Raw genomic sequence first — 21,188 nt, forward strand, 5'->3', positions numbered from 1 at the left:
TGTCTACTGATGGCTATTGAACAAATCTGCAGTCCAATGAACGGCTTGATGATAACAATCACTGATGGTTTGTTCAGGTAATGAGAGCTGGTGAGCAAGGTCGTTCACGGTTTGCCATTCGGCTTGTTCATACGCTTTAATCAGTTGCAATACCTTACCTAACTGACCTGACCCTGAAACAATCGCGTCTTTGACTTGCTGTTCAATCGGCATCTCTTCAATAATATCTGCCAAGGGTTGATCGAGTAAGCCATCAATCAGTGAAAACATTCCTGTTAGGAAAGCATTACCTGATTGGTCGGCATTGGCAATATTGAGAGACAATAATTCACAATAACGAGCTCGCTGAATGGATAAACCATACAGTGCATCAGGCTTATCTTTATGAGTGGAGGCAATCGCGACTAAAGAGACAAAGCGACGTAATCTTGTCTCACCCAGATAAACTAGGGCTTGTTTAAAGGAGCGTATTTTTGAGCTCACCATGACCGAAGAATTGACAAAGGTCAGCAATTTATACGAGAGCGTCAAATCTTTACTGATTAATCTTCCTAACTCTTGATAGTTAATCTCTTCCTTGGCAATTTCTTTGCATAGTTGCACGATGGTTAAAAATGCGGGTTCCAGTGCTTTTCGTTGAATTAACGCTGGCTGACTAAAGAAATAACCTTGGAAGTAACAAAACCCTGCTTGTTTTGCTAGCTCAAACTCTTGATAAGTTTCAACTTTCTCGGCTAAAAATTGAATATTATATTTTTGATTTTTTTTAATAAATAGGCGTGCTTTTTCAATAGGAACAGTATGAATATCAAATTTTATAATGTGGACATGAGGTAAAAAAGCTGCCCACTCTTTACTGGGTACAAAATCATCGAGGGCAATAGTATAACCGAGCTTTTTGAGCTCAATGATCGCATTAAGGAGTTCCTCGGTGGGTGTACAGCCTTCCAGTACCTCGATAACTAAGTTACTGGAAGGAAATAGGGTTGGTACGAGGTTAATTAAGCTTTGATAAGGAAAATTAACAAATTCCCATAATTTCCCGGCACGATATTGTACTGACCAAAAGTGGTCTGATAACAATCGGCTGGTGGCAAGTTCAGCATCGATTTGTGGGAAGGTATTGTTAGGACCATCACGAAACAGTAGTTCATAACCGACGGTGTTACGATCTCGATCTAAAATCGGTTGCCTAGCAATATAGGAATACTTCAATAGCGTGCCCTTCTTTATTATCTATCCGTTGTCTATCGTCTTAACGTACCACCATTAATAGTAGTACGTCTGTTAAGCTAACCCAATGGATGCTCTTGAAAAGAGTCTTTGATTATTGAAAGCTAATCAACCCTTGTGATGAAAGGGAGCGTTTCTAAAGCGTAGCCTTGTGGAGAATAGCGCAGTACCGATCCTTGATGATGCCAATCGCCAAGAACGATCCGGATTTTTGTCCCATCTTTATCGATATGATGAATGGCTGGTCGATGGGTATGACCATGGATCATCAGCGCCACTTGATGTTTGTTCATTACATTGACCACCTCGCTAGGGGTGACATCCATGATCTCCATGGCTTTATGAACTTTATCGCTGCGAATATCGGTTTGTACACGGCGAACAATACGTTTTTTTAAGCAATAAGGGAGTCGGTTAAATACCCATTGTAGCCAAGGTTGATGGACTTTTTCACGGTAGGCTAAATAACGAACATCTTCGGTGCATAAGGTATCACCATGTAATACCACCGCGGATGTGCCGTACAAGTTGATCCGTGCCTCTTGCTCAAGTAAGGTCACGCCAGTGTCTTTAGCAAAACGTTTACCCACTAAAAAGTCGCGATTACCATGGATGAAGTAACACGGTACACCAGCAGACGTCAGTTGTTGAAACTCTTGTTTAATTTGCTGACTAAAAGGGGTGGGATCATCATCTCCGATCCAAAAGTCGAATAAATCCCCCAATACGTAGAGAGCATCGGCTTGTATGGCGTCCTTGCGCATAAACTGAATGAAACAATCCGTAATATCGGGGCGCGAAGGGGTCAGATGAAGATCTGAGATAAACAGTGTGTGCATAAGGCCGTTAATGGAGCGCAGCCGCGCTCCATCCATTGATTATTCTGCGATAGTGGTATGAGTAATCACTACTTCATCCAGTGGGACGTCTTGATGCATGCCATAAGAACCGGTACTAACGGTTTTGATCTTATTAACAATATCCATACCTTCAATCACTTCACCAAAGACGCAGTATCCCCAGCCGTCACGACTTTCAGATTTAAAATCAAGGAAAGTGTTGTCATTGACGTTGATAAAGAATTGCGAGCTGGCTGAATGTGGATCCATGGTACGTGCCATTGCCAGTGTGCCTGTTTTATTGCTTAACCCATTGTTTGCTTCATTACGGATTGGCGCACGAGTGGCTTTTTCTCGGAGACCAGAAGTCATACCACCACCTTGGATCATAAAGCCATCAATCACACGATGAAAAAGCGTGTTATCGTAAAAACCATCACGACAGTATTGCAAAAAGTTAGCACTGGTTTCAGGGGCTTTCTCGGTATTCAGTTGAATTTTTACGTCACCAAAATTGGTATGTAGGGTGATCATAGCTATTACCTTTACTTGTTTTGTATGAATGGCTGATTTTAGCCTAACTTTTTGCGCATTCAAAACACCAAATGGATGACCTAGTGATAATAGAGTTGTTATACTCGTTCATCATTTTAGTAATTAACGGTAAGTAGATAGAGATCATGCTGAAGATTTATAACTCACTCACAAGACAGAAAGAGGAATTCAAACCCATTACAGCCGGAAAAGTTGGCATGTATGTCTGTGGAGTCACCATATACGATCTCTGTCATATTGGTCACGGTCGTACCTTTGTCTCTTTTGATGTGGTATCACGCTACTTACGCTATTTGGGTTATGATTTAACTTTCGTGCGCAACATTACTGATATTGATGACAAAATCATTAAACGTGCCGCTGAGAATGAAGAATCTTGTGACTCGTTGACGGAACGACTTATTCAAGAGATGTACACCGATTTTGATGCGCTCAATATATTGCGTCCTGATGTAGAACCACGTGCCACGGCTTATATTGAAGAAATCATTGCTTTGGTAGAACGGCTAATTGATCGCGGTTTTGCTTATGTTGCAGACAATGGCGATGTTATGTTTGAAGTCAGCAAATTTAAAGAGTATGGCCGACTCTCCAAGCAAGATTTAACCCAACTGCAGGCCGGTGCTCGCGTTGATATTGAGACTGCAAAACGTAGCCCACTCGATTTTGTATTATGGAAGATGTCTAAGCCGGGTGAACCCACGTGGCAATCCCCATGGGGGCCTGGACGTCCTGGTTGGCATATTGAGTGTTCAGCGATGAATTCTTCTATCTTGGGTAATCACTTTGATATCCATGGTGGTGGCTCGGATCTACAGTTTCCTCATCATGAAAATGAAATTGCCCAATCTTGCTGCGCTCATGATACCCAGTATGTGAATACTTGGATGCACAGTGGCATGGTGATGGTAGACAGAGAAAAAATGTCAAAATCGCTGGGTAATTTCTTTACCATTCGTGATGTGTTGCAACATTATGATCCAGAAACCGTACGTTATTTCTTAATGTCTGGGCATTATCGTAGCCAATTAAATTACAGTGAAGAAAACCTCACTCAAGCTCGAGCGTCTTTAGAGCGTCTCTATACTGCCTTGCGTGGTTTGGATATGACGGTCGCAGCGGCTGGTGGTGAAGAGTATGTCAGCCGCTTTACCAGCGCGATGAATGATGATTTTAATACCCCAGAGGCCTACTCGGTCTTATTTGATATGGCACGTGAAGTTAACCGACTTAAAACAGAAGATATGCTTCAGGCGAGTGCTTTAGGGGCATTAATGCGCGAGTTAGCGGATGTGATTGGTATTCTATACCAAGAGCCAGAACGCTTTTTGCAAAGTTCGGTTGCAAATGATGACCAAGCCGAGGAAATCGAAGCGTTGATCAAACTGCGTAATGACTCACGCGCGAATAAAGATTGGGCTAATGCGGATCTTGCTCGTCACAAGCTGACAGAGATGGGCATTATTTTAGAGGATGGTCCGAACGGAACCACTTGGCGACGCAAATAAGCGAACCATGTCTACGACACAGCGGGTTTATGGCCCGCTGTATTCTTTTCTGCTGAGTATTATCTTTTTATCTAACGTGGCGAGTGATGAATGACACTTTATGCCTTGTCCACGATATTTTTAGCTATGTTAATGGTTTATCTTCACGGACTAGTGATAATCACACGTTGTTTAAGTCGTTCAACTAGGAATAAAACATGTCAATAATTCTGGGCATCGATCCCGGATCACGCATTACTGGTTATGGCGTTATTCGTCAACAAGGCCGTCAGCTTATTTATCTTGGTAGTGGTTGTATTCGTACCTCAGAGCAGGAGTTTCCTTTACGACTCAAACAAATTTACGCTGGAGTGAGTGAAATCATCACTCAATTTCAGCCAGATGCTTTTGCTATTGAACAAGTATTTATGGCGAAAAATGCCGATTCAGCGTTAAAACTGGGTCAAGCTCGTGGTAGTGCCATTGTCGCCGCCGTGAATGCTGATTTACCCGTTTATGAATACGCGGCGCGCTTGATTAAACAAGCGGTAGTTGGGACAGGGGGGGCGGATAAAACTCAGGTCCAGCATATGGTGCAACAAATGTTAAAATTACCAGCAAAGCCTCAAGCGGATGCCGCGGATGCGTTAGGGGTTGCTATCTGCCATGCCAACACCAATAAAACGTTATTGGCTTTAGCTGGTAAAGCCACCCATGCTCGGCGTGGACGTTATCGCTGAGTTTAACTGGCTATCCATCCAGTTATTTATTATTATCTAACTCATTCTCTCCTAGTTATCAGCAAGGAAATTCCAGTGATTGGACGTCTGCGTGGCCTATTAATAGAAAAACAACCTCCGCAAATCGTGATTGAAGTCAATGGCGTTGGTTATGAAGTACAAATGCCGATGAGTTGTTTTTATGAACTGCCGAACATTAATGAAGAAGCGATCATCTACACGCATTTTGTGGTCCGCGAAGATGCCCAACTTTTGTATGGTTTTAATACGGTGAGCGAGCGGGCTTTATTTCGAGAAGTGATCAAAGCCAATGGGGTTGGTCCGAAGATGGGACTGGGGATTTTATCCGGTATGACGGCAAGCCAGTTTGTGGCTTGCGTTGAACGTGAGGATATCTCAACCTTGATTAAACTGCCTGGAGTAGGTAAAAAAACCGCCGAACGATTATTAGTTGAGATGAAAGACCGTCTTAAAGGCTGGGGAAGCGGCGACTTATTTACCCCAGCGACGGATGCTGCACCATTAGATCATTCCCCTGTAACTGCAGAGCAAAATGCTCAAGAAGAGGCGATCAGTGCCTTACTTTCTTTAGGTTATAAACCCGTCCAAGCCTCTAAAGTGGTTTCTCAAATGGCAAAACCGGGAATGACCAGTGAGCAATTAATTAGAGAAGCATTAAAATCAATGGTCTGATGATGATAGGTTTATTGTCTGCTTGGCTGCAGCGTCTCACTTACCACCTTAAACTATGCTAATTAATACTGACTCTGTCGCCCTTATCATTACACCATGGGAATCTCTGTTATGATCGAAGCCGATCGCCTTATTGCCCCAATCAGTCCTGCTTTTAAAGAGGAAGAAGTGATAGATCGGGCTATTCGACCGAAAAAACTTGCCGACTATCAAGGACAAGATCATGTTCGTGATCAAATGGAAATTTTTATCCAAGCGGCACAAAAACGCAGTGAACCTCTCGATCACTTATTAATTTTTGGTCCTCCTGGACTGGGTAAAACTACGTTAGCTAATATTGTCGCTAACGAAATGGACGTGAATATTCGTACTACCTCAGGTCCAGTATTGGAAAAAGCCGGTGATCTTGCCGCGTTGCTGACCAATTTGGATGAAAATGATGTCCTATTTATTGATGAAATTCATCGTCTGAGTCCAATGATCGAAGAAGTACTCTATCCTGCCATGGAAGATTACCAATTAGATATTATGATCGGTGAAGGTCCTGCTGCTCGGTCAATTAAAATCGATTTGCCGCCTTTTACCCTGATTGGAGCTACCACCCGCGCTGGATCGCTCACTTCACCATTACGCGACCGCTTTGGTATTGTCCAACGTCTAGAATATTACAATGTCGCTGATTTACAGAATATTGTGCAGCGCAGCGCGCAATGCCTTGGACTATCAATGGATGCGGATGGGGCATTAGAGGTCGCGCGCCGCGCGCGAGGTACACCACGGATTGCTAACCGCTTATTGCGCCGAGTGCGAGATTATGCAGAAGTGAAAGGAAATGGACATATCTGTCTGGATACGGCGGGTAAAGCGCTCGATATGCTTGATGTCGATCATCTCGGTTTTGATTATATGGACAGAAAGCTACTGTTGGCGATCATGGAAAAATTCTCTGGTGGTCCCGTTGGGCTTGATAACTTGGCCGCGGCGATTGGCGAAGAGAAAGATACCATTGAGGATGTATTAGAACCTTTCCTTATTCAGCAAGGTTATTTGCAGCGTACCCCTCGTGGACGTATTGCAACCGATCGAGCTTATCTGCATTTTGGAATAGAAAAGTAGTCTCTGATTTCAATTCGATACGCTATTTCATCATCAATCGAGGTAAAGCTTCGCTTTTCTGATCAATAAACTCAATACTGTCGAACGCTTCAACTATCGGCAGTATTGAGGTTACCTTATCTGCAAAATATCTCCTGTGATTCCTTTATGACCATGTCATACGTGCTCTGTATGATTTATGTGTGTTTATGTCAGAGCCTAGCTGGCTATTGAGTGGCGACATGAACCGACGTGAGGAGAGTGCTTAATACTCCACGATAGAAAAAGCGGAATAAGCTCAAAATATTTTTATTTCGGTCACATTTTTACACATTACTTAAAATGACGAAAAATAGACTAATTGAGTTTATTGTTAACTGATTGTGTTTAATATCCGTATCCACTCTGCTTTTTTTTACCTTATTAAAACACCCAATCTGACCTTTTCTTGATTTGTATCATTTTGTTGTTTTTTTGCGCATTGATGTATCACGGAAATTGATTTAAATCAAAGCGCTTTCCCAAACAAACCCTTTGAAACTCAGGGTCTTTGGCAGTAGTATTAGTCGCAGCTATATTAGCTAGAGCTTAACGATTTACTAACCACAACGGCACATAATTGCAACAATTCATTACAAGAAATTAAGCGGTGATCTTACGTTTAATTCACGTATACGTTGGGCGTTATGTCATAAGTGTCATTCAGCCGACACAAAGGAGTTACCATGATTGATGTAGTGGAGCTATCGCGGTTGCAGTTTGCACTGACAGCGATGTATCACTTCTTATTCGTTCCATTGACTTTGGGCATGGCGTTTTTACTCGCCATTATGGAGTCACTTTATGTAATGACCGATAAGCAAATCTATAAGGACATGACAAAGTTCTGGGGTAAGCTTTTCGGGATTAACTTTGCACTGGGTGTGGCGACTGGCTTGACCATGGAGTTCCAGTTCGGAACTAACTGGTCTTACTATTCCCACTACGTCGGCGATATTTTTGGTGCGCCGCTCGCCATTGAAGCGCTGGTCGCTTTCTTTTTAGAATCAACCTTTGTCGGTTTGTTCTTCTTTGGATGGGATAGGCTTTCTAAACGCCAACACCTTACCGTAACTTGGCTGGTTGCTTTAGGCTCTAGTTTCTCTGCCTTGTGGATTCTTGTTGCTAACGGTTGGATGCAAAACCCTGTAGGTGCTGAGTTCAATTTTGAAACCATGCGTATGGAGATGGTTAGCTTTGCTGATGTGGTACTCAACCCGGTCGCACAAGTTAAATTTGTTCATACAGTGGCTGCTGGCTACACCACCGGGGCGATGTTTATTCTTGGTATCAGCGCTTACTACCTACTGAAGGGACGTGATGTTGCGTTCGCTCGTCGCTCATTTGCTATCGCTGCCTCTTTTGGTATTGCCGCAGTCCTGTCTGTAATTGTACTTGGTGATGAATCAGGTTATGAGCTGGGTGATGTACAAAAGGTAAAACTAGCGGCTATCGAGTCTGAGTGGCACACTGAACCTGCTCCTGCTGCGTTTACCCTATTTGGTATTCCTAACCAAGAAACGATGCAAACGGATTATGCGGTCAAAATTCCTTATCTGATGGGGATTATCGCGACTCGTTCATTAGATAAAGAAGTCACCGGTTTACGTGATCTACGTGAAGAGCATTTAGATCGTATCCGTAATGGTATGTATGCCTACGACCTATTACAGCAACTTCGTGCCGGTGATAAATCGGCAGAGAACATGCTGGCCTTTAATGAGGTTAAGCAAGATCTCGGTTATGGCTTACTGCTAAAACGATACACTGAGAATGTTGTTGATGCCACAGAGGCGCAAATCCAAGCCGCAGCAGACGATTCTATCCCTACGGTATGGCCGCTATTCTGGTCTTTCCGTATCATGGTGGTCTGTGGCTTTATTATGTTGTTTGTGTTCGGCGCGGCGTTTGTTCAAACTTGTCGCCAAAAAATCGAGCAGAAAAAGTGGGTACTCAAAGCGGCACTATGGAGTATTCCATTACCATGGATTGCTGCTGAGGCGGGTTGGTTTGTCGCTGAATACGGTCGTCAGCCTTGGGCGGTCGGTGAAATACTTCCGGTTAACGTTGCGGCATCCGCATTGACGGCGGGACAAATTTGGACATCACTGATTGCGATCTTAGCGCTGTATACGTTATTCCTTATTGCTGAAGTGTATTTAATGCTGAAGTTCATTCGTAAAGGCCCAAGTAGCTTGAAAACTGGCCGCTACCATTTCGAACAAAATGGCAGCTCGTTGGAAGACAAAGTCAACCGTCAAGTCGAAGCCTAGGCAAGGAGAAAGCAATATGTTTGATTACGAGATCTTACGACTGATTTGGTGGGTACTGATTGGTGTCCTACTTATCGGTTTTGCCATCACCGATGGCTTTGATATGGGGGTTGGAGCATTAGTCCCTATTTTGGGTAAAAACGACTCTGAGCGTCGAGTGATGATTAACTCGATTGCCCCTCACTGGGATGGTAACCAGGTGTGGCTCATTACCGCTGGTGGTGCACTATTTGCCGCTTGGCCTTTGGTTTATGCCACATCATTCTCTGGATTTTATCTGGCGATGATGGTCACTCTTGCTGCGCTTTGGTTACGCCCTCTGGGCTTAGACTATCGCTCTAAGATAGAAGATCCAAAATGGCGTAATACCTGGGACATTTGTATCTCGATCAGTGGTTTTGTGCCACCAATCATTTTCGGTGTCGCGTTTGGTAACTTGTTACAGGGCGTTCCTTTCCAATTGAACGAACTGATGATGCCAAGTTATCACGGTTCATTCTTTGGTTTGCTCAATCCTTTTGCTTTAGTGTGCGGATTAGTTAGCTTGTTTATGATCTTGATGCAAGGTGCCACGTGGTTACAAATGAAAACCACCAGCGATTTGCATACTCGTGCACGCAATACCGCACAATTAGCCGGTTTGTTAACCTTTGTCTTGTTTGTGTTGGGTGGTTTTTGGATTCAACATATTGATGGTTATGTGATTGTCAGTGCAATTGATACTTCGGCTGCCTCTAATCCGCTAAATAAAGAAGTAATTCGTGAAGCGGGTGCTTGGATGCATAATTTCCAACAGTATCCTATCTTGTGGTTGGCTCCTGCGCTTGGGGTGGTTATGCCGCTACTGGCTGTTTTAGCGTCACGTTTTGAAAAATGCGCTTTGGCGTTTTTAGTATCAAGTCTTGGTAATGCTGGGATCATCTTAACCGCTGGTTTTGCGATGTTCCCATTTGTCATGCCTTCAGACTTAGTACCAAGTCATAGCCTAACCATGTGGGATGCAACATCGAGTGAGTTAACTCTGAACTTAATGACTGGGGTAGCTTTTGTTATGGTCCCTATTATCTTGAGTTACACGGTATGGTCTTACTATAAAATGTTCGGTCGCTTGGATAACAAGTACATCGAAGATAACAACAACTCACTTTACTAAGGAGCGAAACAATGTGGTATTTTGCATGGATTCTTGGTGTATTGCTGGCTTGTGCGTTTGGCATCATCAATGCTCTTTGGTTAGAGCACTCTGAAATGATGGATAAAGACCGTGAGTGATTGGTCTGAACGACTCACTAGACTGCATCAACCATTAGATAAAGGTGCTCTTAGAGCATTAGTTATGGTGTTAGGGTTTTACCATGTTGCAATGGTCATGTGGGATCCTGAAGCCTATGCAGTGAGTATTGGTGGGTTCAATGCCATTATTGGTCCATTACTGATTTGGGCAATGTGTTCAAGTATGGTTTACGGGGTTGGTTTCAAGCCACGTTATTGGTTATGGCAAGGCGTTTTTAGTCCTTACTTTTCACTGCCAATCCTCGTTGGGTTCTTGTTCTTGCGTTTTTCAGGAGTATCGTAAAGTCATTCATAAGACTGACACGACAGCAAAGTAACGATAGCGCTATCTTTTAATCAGATAGCGCTATTTTTTTAGCACATTCCAACAAAATCTTACGCTTCTTCTTGTACTCGCGCTGCCGAGATGCGGTATAGTAATCAACTCATCTTAACCATGACTGAGGCGACTTGGCATTATGGGGCAAATTTTTGATTGGCCGATAACGGTCTATTATGAAGACACCGACGCGGGTGGTGTGGTTTATCATGCCAATTATCTGAAGTTCTTTGAACGTGCGCGTACCGAAATATTGCGTTCGTTGGGTTTTTCTCAACAGCAATTATTGGAACAAAATATCGGTTTCGTGGTCCGAAGTGCGAGTGTTGATTTCATCCGTGCTGCACGTTTGGATGATCAATTAACCGTGAAAACCTCGGTCGTTGAACTTAAAAAAGTCTCTTTAACTTTCTGTCAAGAGCTGGTCAATCCTAACGGACAGCTATTGTGTAAAGCCTTAGTTAAGGTAGCATGTATCGATAACCAGAAAATGAGGCCGATTGGATTGCCTCAATCAATGATTTTGGAGTTTACTCATAGTGACTGCTGATATTTCAATGCTCGATCTATTTTTACAAGCCAGTTTACTGGTTAAATTGGTGATGTTAATTCTTTTAGCTATGTCAGTTGCTTCTTGGGCAGTGATTATTAAACGTCATAAAGCATTGGCACAAGCGGAACGTCAAGCCGAAGAATTTGAAGATAAATTTTGGTCAGGCACCGACCTGTCTATTTTGTATCAAGAGGTCAAAAAGCGTAAAGATACGCTAGAAGGTACCGAAGAGATTTTCTACAGCGGTTTTACCGAGTTTGCTCGTTTACACAAAAGTAACGCCAATGCACCAGATTATATTATGGAAGGTACCGGGCGGACGATGAGAGTGACCGTCGCTCGTGAAGTTGATGAGCTAGAAGCGCATTTGCCTTTTTTAGCGACAGTTGGCTCAATTACTCCATATATCGGCCTATTTGGAACGGTCTGGGGGATTATGCATGCCTTTATCGCCTTAGGTGCTGTTAAGCAGGCGACGTTAGCCATGGTAGCTCCTGGTATTGCCGAAGCTTTGGTCGCAACAGCAATGGGTCTGTTTGCTGCCATTCCAGCCGTCATTGCTTATAATCGATTCAGCAGTAAAGTGACTAAGCTAGAACATATTTACGCTACTTTTTCCGAAGAGTTTCATAGTATTTTACACCGCCAAGCGATGGCGGGTAGGGAATAACGCATGACTGGCTATCAACCGAAGAAACGGAAGATGACAGCAGAGATCAATGTCGTACCCTATATCGATGTCATGTTGGTGTTGTTGATCATCTTTATGGTGACCTCACCTTTCATTACTCAAGGGGTAGAGGTTGAGTTGCCGAGAACGACCATCGCTCAATCAACGGCAGAGCTTGCTGGAGACAGTGAAGCAAGCTTTATCATTGTTGAGGTTGATCAAGCGGGTAACTTAGGACTAAGCGTCAATGATGAAGAGATGCAACGTGGACTCTCATTGCAAGATTTGATTGTTCGAGTAAAAGCTGAGTTATCATTAAAACCGGATTCACCCGTTGCCGTTGGGGGAGATGCTGCGACACCATATGCGGAAATTGTCTTAGTTTTAGATGAATTGAGTCGAGCCGGTGTTGCAAAAGTCGGTCTATTAACAGACATAAAATAATAGGTTTGCCATTGCTAATGAAAGCAAAAAAAACATTGCAACGTGCCGATAATAAACCATGGTTGATTTCGGTTGCCCTTCATGTTCTTTTAGTTGTGGTGCTTTTTTGGGGTGCGGATTTTACACAGTCAAAACCAGAAACGCCTTCTGCTGGAGCGATGATGCAAGCGGTCGTGATTGATCCTAGCTTGATTCAACAACAAGCACAGCAGATACGTAATCAGCGTGAGGCTGCGGCAAAACAAGAGCAAGAGCGATTAGATAAGCTGCGTCGTGAAACCGAACAGCTCGAACGTAACCGAAAAGCCGAAGAAGAGCGCATTCGTCAACTGAAAGAGCAGCAAGCGCGAGAGGCACAAGCGGCTCGAGAAGCTGAGCGGGTTCGTCAACAGCAAGAACAACAGCGTCAAGTGGCTGAAGAAAAAGCGCGTCAAGAGCAAGAACGTGCTGCAAAAGCTGAAGCGCAACGTAAAGCTACAGAGCAAGCAGCCAAAAAAGCCGAAGCGGAGCGAGTAGCAAGAGAAGCCGCGGCAGCGAAAGCAGAACAAGAGCGTATTGCTCGTGAGAAAGCAGCTCAGGCCGCGCAAGAAAAGGCGCGTCAAGAACAAGAAGCAGCAAAGCGCGCTGAACAAGAACGAATTGCCAAAGAAAAAGCCGCTAAAGAGGCGGCAGAAAAAGCTCGACAAGAGCAGCAACGTTTGGCTCGACTAGAGCGTGAGCGCAAAGAGCAAGAAGCGGCGATGAACAGCATTTTTTCTGGTCTGGAAAGTGAAGCGCAAAGCATTTCCGCAGCGCGATCACAGCATCTTGCCAATGAAGCGCAGCGTTGGGGAGCTATCTATACCCAAATGATCCAACAAAACTTGCTGCTTGAGGATAGTTTTCGAGGACGACAGTGTCGAGTTAATTTACGTCTCATCCCTACTGGCACAGATGCTATAGTAGGTGACGTTCAAGTACTCAATGGCGATAATCGGCTATGCGCAGCGACTAAGAGAGCGGTAGCAAAAGTTGGTAGTTTCCCTCTTCCTACCGCCGATGAAAAGGATCTTATTGAAAGGCTGAAAAACATTAATTTAACTGTAGCACCTGAGTAAAAGGAACCGTTTGTGTTAAAGCGATTAATAATAGGATGGTTACTGGTTTTCACCAGTAGTATGCAACTTGCCTATGGGGCACTAGAGTTGGTGATTACCGACGGTATTAATTCTGCTCGTCCAATTGCCATTGTTCCTTTTAAATGGGAAGGAAAAACACCACTACCGGAAGATATTTCGGCGGTGATTGCTTCCGATTTACAACGCAGTGGCAAGTTTAGTCCCATTGCCACCGATAGAATGCCACAAACGCCTTACAGTGAAACTGAGGTTACGTTTGATGCATGGACTCGAATTGGCGTTGATGCATTACTGACCGGTTCAATTACTCTCAATCAACAAGGTAATTATGTTATTAATTATCAGTTGGTTGACGTGGTTCGTGGTCAGTTGACCCAAGGGCAAAGCCGAGCGTTAAGTGCTGATGGGCAGCTCGTGCTGTCTAAAGATCATGTGTTATTTAACAAAGTCGCTACGATACCTGCGCCACGGATGCGTGAATATGCGCATCGTATCTCTGATCTGGTTTATGAAGAGTTAACGGGTGAAAAGGGGGCTTTTTTAACGCGTATCGCTTATGTTGTCGTTAATGATAAAGACTCTTTCCCTTATCAATTACGTGTTGCTGACTACGATGGTTATAATGAGCGCTTGGTGCTGCGTTCTAAACAGCCATTGATGTCTCCAGCGTGGTCACCAGACGGTCGTCAGTTGGCTTATGTCAGTTTTCAAAATGGCCAAGCTGAGATATTTATTATGGATATCTACACTGGGGAACGTGAAAAATTAACCTCATATCCAAGACATAATGGTGCACCGAGGTTTTCTCCAGATGGTAAAACACTGGCATTAGTTCTGTCGAAAACTGGGACGCTGCAAGTCTATACGCTTGATTTAGCTTCTCGTAAACTCACACAAATCACCCATGGCCGTTCAAATAATACCGAACCATTTTGGCATCCTGATGGTAAGTCGCTCATATTTACCTCAGATAGGGGTGGTAACCCGCAGATTTATCGAGTAAATTTGGCAAATCAGGCGGTGGACCGATTGACATGGCAAGGACGGCAGAATCTCGGTGGGCAGATTACCCCGGATGGCCGATTCATGATCATGGTGAATCGAAGTAATTCAGGCTTTCATATAGCCAAACAAGATCTTGAGACCGGTGCATTACAAGTATTAACACAAACTTTGTTAGATGAGTCTCCAAGTATTGCTCCAAATGGTGGCATGGTTATTTATAGTTCGATGTATAATCAGGCCAACGTCTTATCGATGGTTTCTATTGATGGGCGATTTAAAGCAAGGTTACCGGCAACCAATGGACGAGTTAGATCGCCAGCGTGGTCTCCGTTTTTATAGCCAACATATAATTTAGCAACTAACTATTTCATAGTAAGGAAAATAAGATGCAACTTAATAAAGTTCTCAAGGGACTCCTAATTGCGCTACCTGTTTTAGCTATTACTGCATGTAGCTCAAGTGATGACGCCGCATCAGCGTCAGGTTCACAGACTAACCAAACTACGTCTGGTAGCGCGGGTGGTGTTGATACTACCGTTGTTTCTCCAATCGGTGAATATGGCCAGTTGTCAGAGCAAGAGCTTAAAGAGCAAGCACTTCGTGAAACGCAAACCATTTACTTTGCATTTGACAATGCCACTATCGCACGTAGTTACGAAGAAATGCTTGCTGCCCATGCTGCTTACCTAAGCAAAAACCCGAGTCTAAAAGTGACAGTAGAAGGCCACGCTGATGAGCGCGGTACGCCAGAGTACAACATTGCGCTTGGTGAGCGTCGTGCTAACGCTGTAGCCAAATATTTAGAGGCTCTGGGTGTACAAGCCAATCAAATTTCGATCGTGAGCTATGGTGAAGAAAAACCACTGGTTCTAGGTCAAACTGAAGAAGCTTACGCGAAGAACCGCCGAGCTGTTCTTGTTTACTAATTGAGGTATCCCTCATGTTCAGTAACTTAAAGCAAGTTTTTACGCTTACGTTACTGGCAAGTGCAGCGAGCATTACGCTCGCTGCACCAGCTCCAGTATCCGATCTTAGTCAGCGTTCAGTCTCAACGTCGGCTAACCGCGGCGTGTCAAATGAAGGTGATGTTGCCCGTTTAGAACGATTGCTTGAAAATCGCAACCGTATGCAGTTGCAAATGCAGCAGCAACTCGATGAAATGGCACTAGAAATTAATGAGCTCCGTGGCCAACTAGAAAGAAATACCTACGATATGCAGCAAATGTTGCAGCGCCAGCGTGAACTGTTTGTTGAACTCGATAATCTACGTAGTGCAGCTAAACAATCGCCATCTGTAGCAGATGTCACAGCTAGCAATCAAAGTGATGAGTTACCACTCGGCACTTTTAGTAGTGATGTAAACGAGCAAGCGGCTTATCAGAATGCCGTGGATTTAATTTTAAAAAAGCGTGATTACGCTGGTGCGATAGCAGCATTTGAAAAATTCCAAGCTGATTATCCGGATTCTAGTTTTGCGGCAAATGCCCACTACTGGCTTGGTCAGTTACATTTCGCTAAGCGACAAGATCAGCAGTCAGCGAAAAGCTTTGCGGCGGTATTAAGTTATTCCGATTCGAATAAACGCGCCGATGCTTTAGTCAAGCTCGGTGATATCGCTGCGCGTAATAATAATGCGGCGCAAGCAAAGAAATATTATCAGCAAGTAATTAATGAATATCCGAATAGTGCTTCGGCGAAAGCCGCTCAGGATAAATTAAAGTAACGAATTGATATAAATGGATAATGCTGAGCCACTCTTATGAGTGGCTTTTTATTAAGTGCTCTATACCTCAACTACGTTGAGTTGCAAGTAAGCGGCAAATGAGTGAATTCCCATGAGCATAGAAACTATGCGATTGGAGTGAACGAACGGAGCCAACACCGCTGCAGCTTCAAATGGGGAGGGTATGTTGATTTAAGTCTGGTTTTTTTGTGTACGATGACCGATACAGTGTACAATATGCGAATTATTATAATGATCCATAGAGCAGAGCAATGAGTCACATACTGGATAAAATAGACACCGTTTACCCTTTCCCAGCTAAGCCTATTCCTCTTAGTGAGATGGAGAAAACTACCTATTTAGCAAGCACTAAGCGGTTACTAAAAGAGAAAGATGCTGTACTGATCGCCCACTACTATACTGACCCAGAAATTCAAGCCTTAGCTGAAGAGACGGGCGGCTTTGTCGGCGATTCACTAGAAATGGCTAAATTTGGTAATCGTCATTCTGCAACCACACTAATTATTGCTGGTGTACGTTTTATGGGGGAATCAGCGAAAATACTGACTCCAGAAAAGCGGATTCTGATGCCAACCTTAAAAGCCGAGTGTTCGCTTGATTTAGGTTGTCCTGCTGATAAGTTCACCGAATTTTGTGATGCCCATCCCGAGCACACCGTTGTTGTTTATGCCAATACTTCAGCCGCAGTTAAAGCGCGCGCAGATTGGGTAGTTACCTCAAGCATTGCCTTAGATATTGTTGAGCATCTTGATTCACAAGATAAAAAGATTATCTGGGGACCAGACCGTCACCTTGGCGCTTATATTGCCAAAAAGACCGGAGCAGAAATGCTCTTGTGGCAAGGAGAGTGCGTAGTACATGATGAGTTTTCTGCCGATGCCTTACGCAAAATGAAAGGGTTGTATCCAGATGCTGCGATTCTCGTTCACCCTGAATCTCCGGCCAGTGTGGTTGAACTGGCTGATGCGGTTGGCTCGACCAGTCAATTAATCAAGGCAGCAAAAACACTCCCTCAATCAACCATGATTGTGGCAACGGACAAAGGCATTTTCTTTAAAATGCAGCAAATGGTGCCAGAGAAACAATTAATTGAAGCGCCCACGGCTGGTGCAGGAGCCACCTGCCGCAGCTGTGCTCATTGCCCGTGGATGGCAATGAATGGATTGAAAGCCATAGAACAAGCACTCCGCGATGGCGGTGAAGAGCATGAGGTGTTTGTTGATGAAGCGACACGAGTGAAATCCTTGGTGCCTTTAAATCGCATGTTGGATTTTGCTGAGCAGCTCAATCGCCAAGTACAAGGGAACGCTTAATGAAAAAACCGTCAGTTGCGACTGACGGTTTTTTTGAGTTGATGCTTTAGATGGTTGTGATCGCTGGCGTGGTTATTGAGAATCAGACTCCGCTAAATCGGCGGCACGCTGAGTCAAACCACATAGCATCACAGGAATCGCGTTATAGATTTCAGTAAACTGATCTAAATCGTTCATACCTTGTTCAGCTAAGGTGGCCAAAGACGTTTCTGGATCGTACAACATGCTCAACGATAACAACACCCCCCCCATCAGGGCATTCTCTTGACTATTTTCTGGCATCAGCACTTCCCAATCATCACGCGTTAATTGCCAGCCCTGTAAAACCCCTTCACAGAAATCACGAGTATTCTGTGTGACGATATCTTCTTCATCCAGTTCACATCCTTCAGGCCAAGACCAACTGCCGTCTAAAAGAGCAGGGCGATATTCATTCCATAAACGGATAATCAACCCAAAATAGCTTTCCATCTGCTTTGCATCACTAAAGGGAGCCGTATCATCACCACCCCACAAAAATGGCAACCATTCTGAAGGAGGAAGAACATTCGGCGCGAGGGCCATGGCAGTAATAAAGCCCTGGGTTTTCGCTTCATTAAGAAGTTTATCTTCTAAATCTGCAGCGCTTAGAATATCGTTTAAGGTCAAAGTAAAGCCTCATAGTCAACAGCAAAAAGTGAAGTTATCTTAACTCTAAACGTACGATCAATGCGAGCATCCAGGGAACTGATGAAGGTTTTTTGAACAAATGAGGTAATAATTAGCCAAACAAGCCAAGATGTGAGTTTTTTTAAGATTTCTGCTTGACCCTATTAATGAATATCACTAAATTAACGCCTCGTTAGCACAAGATGCTAGCCCATTACGGTGAGTTGTCCGAGTGGCTGAAGGAGCACGCCTGGAAAGTGTGTGTACGGCAACGTACCGAGAGTTCGAATCTCTCACTCACCGCCACATTCAAGTTTAAAGACGTCTCAGGACGTCTTTTTTCTTATCTAAAAATTATCAAAATCAATGAGTTACGGTTTCGTGGCGTTCCATAAAGTGTCGTAAAAGCGCTTGTCTAGAGTAATACCTAAAGTAATACCCAGTATTCCTACTTGATGCTAGTATTACTTTTGAGCACTAAATCAGGTATTACTTTGTTGTCATTTTCTCTATCAGTTCGATCTTTAACTTGATGTAAGTTAAGCAGTTATCGACCAAAAGTAATACCTAGATTTTTTCGAAAATTGAGCTTTGTTCAGGTATTACTTGAGGGATCAAAATGGCGAATAATCTTACGGCTAGGCAAATCCAAACGGCAAAGCCCAAAGATAAGCTCTATCGCTTATCTGATGGCGGCAATCTCTACTTCTGTGTGCGTACAAGCAATTCACGTTCTTGGCAGTTTCGTTATAAACGACCTGGTCAGGACAAAATCACTTATCTTTCCTTTGGTACTTATCCAGACATGTCCTTGGCAGAAGCGCGAGAGAAAGCGCTAGAGGCCCGAAAGATGCTTGCGGATGGTATTGATCCTCAACTGGCCAAAGAAGAGCAAAAGGCCAAAGTTATTGTCGAGCAAAATGCGACGTTCAAGTTTGTCGCTGAGCAGTGGAAGGCAACGAAGGAAGGGCAGATAAAAGAGAAGACTCTCAATGGTAACTGGCGCAAACTGGAGCTCTATGCTTTTCCCAAGCTAGGCACGATACCCGTTAGCAAAATCACGGCGCCTATCGCTATTGCGGCGTTGCGTCCCGTTGAAACACAAGGCTTACTAGAAACCGTAAAACGTACCGCCCAACTGATGAACGAGATCATGAATTATGCTGTAAACAGCGGTGTGATTCATTCTAATCCATTATCTGGTATCCGTGACGTATTCAAGAAGCACAAAGTAGTGCACATGAAAGCGCTACAGCCTCATGAGATGCATGAGCTTATTCGAACGGTAGCAACCGCCAATATTCAGCATGTGACGCGCTTTCTGATTGAATGGCAGCTTCATACCATGGTTCGCCCTAATGAAGCGTCAGGCGCTCGCTGGGAAGAAATAGACATGGCAAACCAGCTATGGATTATCCCGAAAGAGCGAATGAAGATGAACCGCGAGCATGTTGTTCCTCTAACGCCCCAGACTCTAGCGCTCCTTGAAGCGATCAAGCCAATTAGCGGACATCGAGACTATATATTTCCTTCGAGCCGTAACCCGAAAGTCCCAACCGATTCAGAAACAGCAAATAAAGCACTAGGGCGGATGGGGTTTAAAGATAGGACGACAGCTCACGGTCTTCGTGCTTTGGCCAGTACAACACTTAATGAACAGGGCTTTGATGCAGATGTTATTGAGGCTGCGCTTGCCCATACGGATAAAAACCAAATACGTAAGGCTTATAACCGTACTGACTATTTAGACTCTCGCCGTAAGCTAATGAGCTGGTGGAGTGAACATATTGAGAAATCAAGTTATGGAAGTTACAGTGTTACTGGTATGGAGCATTTACATTTGGTAAAAGCTTAAGTAACTATTTTGTATCAAATATAAATAAAATTAGACATATGTCATCTTTTTGAAATTAACCAGCGCAAGAGGTGATATATGCCAAACAATATTCGCTTGATCCGTTCTCGAGAAGTGCTGGCTTTAACTGGTTTATCTTGTTCGAGTATGTACCGTTTCATCGAACAAAATGACTTCCCTACCCAAGTTCAGCTCGGTGGACGAGCTGTGGCTTGGGTAGAGAGCGAAGTATAGGATTAGATTCGAAAGCGAGTTTCTAATAGAGAACTTTAAACTCATGTTTACGGGTTGATTTTGACCTGCAAAATTATGATACGATTTACAAGGAATCAAAAGCGTCATTTATTAGTTTCTCTATTAGCTTGCTCTTATTAATATGGTTATCTTTACAGAGTTTTTCTATTTTTGGTTCAACATTACTTTCCATCGAAAAAGTGAATGTTTTTTTATTTTTATTTTTTAATCGACTTTTTTGCTGAGACCAAGACCTTTTCATTTTTTCTATGAATTCAAACTTATTTCCTAACCCGTTAATTTTCTGTGATGCCGGCCAAAGATCTAATAGCACGATGGATGAGTAATACTTATGGATATAATCTTCTCTGTCTGCCTCTGGTAAAAACCAACCAGATATATGGTTTTTTTTAAGATAGCAATAAGCCCAATCAACCTGTTGTTTATTTTTTACATCTAACCATTGATACTTTATTGTATTAGCATTTAACCAAAAAACTTTTAATTGTTGTTGATAGTTTTTATTTAGCAACATACTATTGACTATTATATCAAGTAGGATGTGATCATACATAATATTAGGACTGCTTTCTATATTTAAGGTTAAGTGTTCTTTAAATGAAAATGTGGATAAATTAATGGAACTTGTATTTTCAAATTCATTTGATCTATTGATAACCAAGTGTTCAAAGTCAAAATCTTTTTCTTCAAGAGGTATAATTTCATTTGTGATTTGATGAAAAATATTAGAAAGATATAAGCATGATGCTAAATAGTAACATTGTCTAATATTAGAACTGTCAATCCAAAGTAAATCACTTTTAATTACACCGGTGTTGTTTAATTTTTCTATAATTGACTCTATGTTGATTGATGAAGAAATTAAATTTGATGAAATAAATTTAACATCATTGTGCGCCGAGCATGGCGTTGATCTAGGAGGTGAAAGTCCTCTACGGGCTCAGTCGAGCGGGAACCGTTAGCCTATGCAAGGGTGTTCATCGTGAGGTGAAATCTGAAGGAAGCAAATGGCAAAAC

23 protein-coding genes and 1 tRNA gene are annotated in these 21,188 nt (G+C 43.2%); 19 read left to right on the plus strand and 5 right to left on the minus strand.

The window, feature by feature from the left end:
• Nucleotides 1-3: 3 nt before the first annotated feature.
• The 3 genes from FKQ60_RS06660 to FKQ60_RS06670 form a co-directional block, all read right to left on the minus strand.
• Nucleotides 4-1,215 (minus strand): HDOD domain-containing protein, encoded by a 1,212-nt coding sequence (locus tag FKQ60_RS06660; RefSeq protein ID WP_154167709.1) that lies wholly within the window; start codon nucleotides 1,213-1,215, stop codon nucleotides 4-6.
• 122 nt (nucleotides 1,216-1,337) lie between these two features.
• Nucleotides 1,338-2,072, minus strand: a complete 735-nt coding sequence (gene lpxH / locus FKQ60_RS06665) for a UDP-2,3-diacylglucosamine diphosphatase (RefSeq protein WP_154170623.1) — start codon at nucleotides 2,070-2,072, stop codon at nucleotides 1,338-1,340.
• A gap of 39 nt (nucleotides 2,073-2,111) precedes the next feature.
• Nucleotides 2,112-2,606, minus strand: a complete 495-nt coding sequence (locus FKQ60_RS06670; RefSeq protein WP_004394955.1) for a peptidylprolyl isomerase — start codon at nucleotides 2,604-2,606, stop codon at nucleotides 2,112-2,114.
• Nucleotides 2,607-2,752: 146 nt separating this feature from the next.
• Here FKQ60_RS06670 and cysS point away from each other — a divergent pair, with 146 nt between their 5' ends.
• The 16 genes from cysS (at nucleotide 2,753) to nadA (ending at nucleotide 17,413) form a co-directional block, all read left to right on the plus strand.
• Complete coding sequence (cysS, locus tag FKQ60_RS06675) at nucleotides 2,753-4,135, plus strand: cysteine--tRNA ligase (protein ID WP_154167712.1); 1,383 nt, start codon at nucleotides 2,753-2,755, stop codon at nucleotides 4,133-4,135.
• Between the two features lie 197 nt (nucleotides 4,136-4,332).
• A complete protein-coding gene (ruvC, locus tag FKQ60_RS06680; protein ID WP_004394957.1) occupies nucleotides 4,333-4,854 on the plus strand; it encodes a crossover junction endodeoxyribonuclease RuvC in 522 nt (173 codons plus the stop codon).
• 75 nt (nucleotides 4,855-4,929) lie between these two features.
• Nucleotides 4,930-5,547, plus strand: coding sequence for a Holliday junction branch migration protein RuvA (gene ruvA, locus FKQ60_RS06685; RefSeq protein ID WP_004394958.1), 618 nt, complete (start codon nucleotides 4,930-4,932; stop codon nucleotides 5,545-5,547).
• Between the two features lie 111 nt (nucleotides 5,548-5,658).
• Nucleotides 5,659-6,663, plus strand: a complete 1,005-nt coding sequence (gene ruvB, locus FKQ60_RS06690; protein WP_115152648.1) for a Holliday junction branch migration DNA helicase RuvB — start codon at nucleotides 5,659-5,661, stop codon at nucleotides 6,661-6,663.
• Nucleotides 6,664-7,367: 704 nt separating this feature from the next.
• Nucleotides 7,368-8,954, plus strand: coding sequence for a cytochrome ubiquinol oxidase subunit I (cydA, locus tag FKQ60_RS06695; protein ID WP_170905076.1), 1,587 nt, complete (start codon nucleotides 7,368-7,370; stop codon nucleotides 8,952-8,954).
• 16 nt (nucleotides 8,955-8,970) lie between these two features.
• On the plus strand, nucleotides 8,971-10,107 hold the full coding sequence (gene cydB, locus FKQ60_RS06700; protein WP_004394961.1) for a cytochrome d ubiquinol oxidase subunit II: 1,137 nt from the start codon (nucleotides 8,971-8,973) through the stop codon (nucleotides 10,105-10,107).
• Between the two features lie 11 nt (nucleotides 10,108-10,118).
• On the plus strand, nucleotides 10,119-10,226 hold the full coding sequence (cydX, locus tag FKQ60_RS06705) for a cytochrome bd-I oxidase subunit CydX (protein WP_010319196.1): 108 nt from the start codon (nucleotides 10,119-10,121) through the stop codon (nucleotides 10,224-10,226).
• Nucleotides 10,219-10,530 (plus strand): cyd operon protein YbgE, encoded by a 312-nt coding sequence (ybgE, locus tag FKQ60_RS06710; RefSeq protein ID WP_050782709.1) that lies wholly within the window; start codon nucleotides 10,219-10,221, stop codon nucleotides 10,528-10,530. The genes cydX and ybgE overlap by 8 nt, the downstream gene beginning before the upstream one ends.
• Nucleotides 10,531-10,705: 175 nt before the next feature.
• Nucleotides 10,706-11,116, plus strand: a complete 411-nt coding sequence (ybgC, locus tag FKQ60_RS06715) for a tol-pal system-associated acyl-CoA thioesterase (RefSeq protein ID WP_004394962.1) — start codon at nucleotides 10,706-10,708, stop codon at nucleotides 11,114-11,116.
• Nucleotides 11,106-11,789, plus strand: coding sequence for a protein TolQ (tolQ, locus tag FKQ60_RS06720; RefSeq protein WP_004394963.1), 684 nt, complete (start codon nucleotides 11,106-11,108; stop codon nucleotides 11,787-11,789). The genes ybgC and tolQ overlap by 11 nt, the downstream gene beginning before the upstream one ends.
• A gap of 3 nt (nucleotides 11,790-11,792) precedes the next feature.
• Nucleotides 11,793-12,233 (plus strand): ExbD/TolR family protein, encoded by a 441-nt coding sequence (locus FKQ60_RS06725; protein WP_004394964.1) that lies wholly within the window; start codon nucleotides 11,793-11,795, stop codon nucleotides 12,231-12,233.
• A gap of 17 nt (nucleotides 12,234-12,250) precedes the next feature.
• Nucleotides 12,251-13,330 carry a cell envelope integrity protein TolA gene (gene tolA, locus FKQ60_RS06730; protein WP_004394965.1) on the plus strand — a complete coding sequence of 360 codons (1,080 nt, stop codon included), beginning with the start codon at nucleotides 12,251-12,253 and terminating at the stop codon, nucleotides 13,328-13,330.
• A 12-nt stretch (nucleotides 13,331-13,342) separates the two neighbouring features.
• Entirely contained in the window at nucleotides 13,343-14,695 is a 1,353-nt protein-coding gene (tolB, locus tag FKQ60_RS06735) for a Tol-Pal system beta propeller repeat protein TolB (protein ID WP_004394966.1), read from the plus strand.
• Nucleotides 14,696-14,742: 47 nt separating this feature from the next.
• Nucleotides 14,743-15,282 (plus strand): peptidoglycan-associated lipoprotein Pal, encoded by a 540-nt coding sequence (gene pal / locus FKQ60_RS06740; protein ID WP_004394967.1) that lies wholly within the window; start codon nucleotides 14,743-14,745, stop codon nucleotides 15,280-15,282.
• Between the two features lie 14 nt (nucleotides 15,283-15,296).
• Complete coding sequence (gene ybgF / locus FKQ60_RS06745; RefSeq protein WP_170905075.1) at nucleotides 15,297-16,079, plus strand: tol-pal system protein YbgF; 783 nt, start codon at nucleotides 15,297-15,299, stop codon at nucleotides 16,077-16,079.
• A gap of 272 nt (nucleotides 16,080-16,351) precedes the next feature.
• Nucleotides 16,352-17,413, plus strand: a complete 1,062-nt coding sequence (gene nadA / locus FKQ60_RS06750) for a quinolinate synthase NadA (RefSeq protein WP_040904210.1) — start codon at nucleotides 16,352-16,354, stop codon at nucleotides 17,411-17,413.
• A 72-nt stretch (nucleotides 17,414-17,485) separates the two neighbouring features.
• On the opposite strand, the gene FKQ60_RS06755 is transcribed toward nadA, so the two are convergent.
• The gene (locus FKQ60_RS06755; protein ID WP_158143734.1) at nucleotides 17,486-18,061 is read right to left on the minus strand and encodes a UPF0149 family protein; all 576 of its coding nucleotides are present in this window, start codon (nucleotides 18,059-18,061) and stop codon (nucleotides 17,486-17,488) included.
• Between the two features lie 218 nt (nucleotides 18,062-18,279).
• Between FKQ60_RS06755 and FKQ60_RS06760 the strand changes: the two genes are divergently transcribed.
• The 3 genes from FKQ60_RS06760 to FKQ60_RS06770 all read left to right on the plus strand — a co-directional run bounded on the left by FKQ60_RS06760 (nucleotide 18,280) and on the right by FKQ60_RS06770 (nucleotide 20,150).
• Nucleotides 18,280-18,367: transfer RNA gene (locus FKQ60_RS06760), tRNA-Ser, on the plus strand.
• Nucleotides 18,368-18,680: 313 nt separating this feature from the next.
• Nucleotides 18,681-19,916: a tyrosine-type recombinase/integrase gene (locus FKQ60_RS06765; protein ID WP_170906202.1), complete on the plus strand. Its 1,236-nt coding sequence runs from the start codon at nucleotides 18,681-18,683 to the stop codon at nucleotides 19,914-19,916.
• Nucleotides 19,917-19,994: 78 nt separating this feature from the next.
• Entirely contained in the window at nucleotides 19,995-20,150 is a 156-nt protein-coding gene (locus FKQ60_RS06770) for an AlpA family transcriptional regulator (RefSeq protein ID WP_170905074.1), read from the plus strand.
• An 85-nt stretch (nucleotides 20,151-20,235) separates the two neighbouring features.
• On the opposite strand, the gene FKQ60_RS06775 is transcribed toward FKQ60_RS06770, so the two are convergent.
• A complete protein-coding gene (locus FKQ60_RS06775) occupies nucleotides 20,236-20,685 on the minus strand; it encodes a hypothetical protein (RefSeq protein ID WP_170906203.1) in 450 nt (149 codons plus the stop codon).
• Between the last annotated feature and the right edge of the window lie 503 nt (nucleotides 20,686-21,188).

The sequence above is a fragment of the Vibrio sp. A11 genome, from assembly GCF_013048705.1.
Classification (GTDB): domain Bacteria; phylum Pseudomonadota; class Gammaproteobacteria; order Enterobacterales; family Vibrionaceae; genus Vibrio; species Vibrio metschnikovii.

What these genes read in the sequence shown, in the direction of transcription:
- lpxH (WP_154170623.1), bottom strand. Translation starts at nt 2,072, where the DNA reads ATGCACACACTGTTTATCTCAGATCTTCATCTGACCCCTTCGCGCCCC.
- FKQ60_RS06670 (WP_004394955.1), bottom strand. Translation starts at nt 2,606, where the DNA reads ATGATCACCCTACATACCAATTTTGGTGACGTAAAAATTCAACTGAAT.
- cysS (WP_154167712.1), top strand. Translation starts at nt 2,753, where the DNA reads ATGCTGAAGATTTATAACTCACTCACAAGACAGAAAGAGGAATTCAAA.
- ruvC (WP_004394957.1), top strand. Translation starts at nt 4,333, where the DNA reads ATGTCAATAATTCTGGGCATCGATCCCGGATCACGCATTACTGGTTAT.
- ruvB (WP_115152648.1), top strand. Translation starts at nt 5,659, where the DNA reads ATGATCGAAGCCGATCGCCTTATTGCCCCAATCAGTCCTGCTTTTAAA.
- cydA (WP_170905076.1), top strand. Translation starts at nt 7,368, where the DNA reads ATGATTGATGTAGTGGAGCTATCGCGGTTGCAGTTTGCACTGACAGCG.
- cydB (WP_004394961.1), top strand. Translation starts at nt 8,971, where the DNA reads ATGTTTGATTACGAGATCTTACGACTGATTTGGTGGGTACTGATTGGT.
- cydX (WP_010319196.1), top strand. Translation starts at nt 10,119, where the DNA reads ATGTGGTATTTTGCATGGATTCTTGGTGTATTGCTGGCTTGTGCGTTT.
- ybgC (WP_004394962.1), top strand. Translation starts at nt 10,706, where the DNA reads ATGGGGCAAATTTTTGATTGGCCGATAACGGTCTATTATGAAGACACC.
- FKQ60_RS06725 (WP_004394964.1), top strand. Translation starts at nt 11,793, where the DNA reads ATGACTGGCTATCAACCGAAGAAACGGAAGATGACAGCAGAGATCAAT.
- tolA (WP_004394965.1), top strand. Translation starts at nt 12,251, where the DNA reads ATGAAAGCAAAAAAAACATTGCAACGTGCCGATAATAAACCATGGTTG.
- pal (WP_004394967.1), top strand. Translation starts at nt 14,743, where the DNA reads ATGCAACTTAATAAAGTTCTCAAGGGACTCCTAATTGCGCTACCTGTT.
- ybgF (WP_170905075.1), top strand. Translation starts at nt 15,297, where the DNA reads ATGTTCAGTAACTTAAAGCAAGTTTTTACGCTTACGTTACTGGCAAGT.
- nadA (WP_040904210.1), top strand. Translation starts at nt 16,352, where the DNA reads ATGAGTCACATACTGGATAAAATAGACACCGTTTACCCTTTCCCAGCT.
- FKQ60_RS06765 (WP_170906202.1), top strand. Translation starts at nt 18,681, where the DNA reads ATGGCGAATAATCTTACGGCTAGGCAAATCCAAACGGCAAAGCCCAAA.
- FKQ60_RS06770 (WP_170905074.1), top strand. Translation starts at nt 19,995, where the DNA reads ATGCCAAACAATATTCGCTTGATCCGTTCTCGAGAAGTGCTGGCTTTA.
- FKQ60_RS06775 (WP_170906203.1), bottom strand. Translation starts at nt 20,685, where the DNA reads ATGTTGCTAAATAAAAACTATCAACAACAATTAAAAGTTTTTTGGTTA.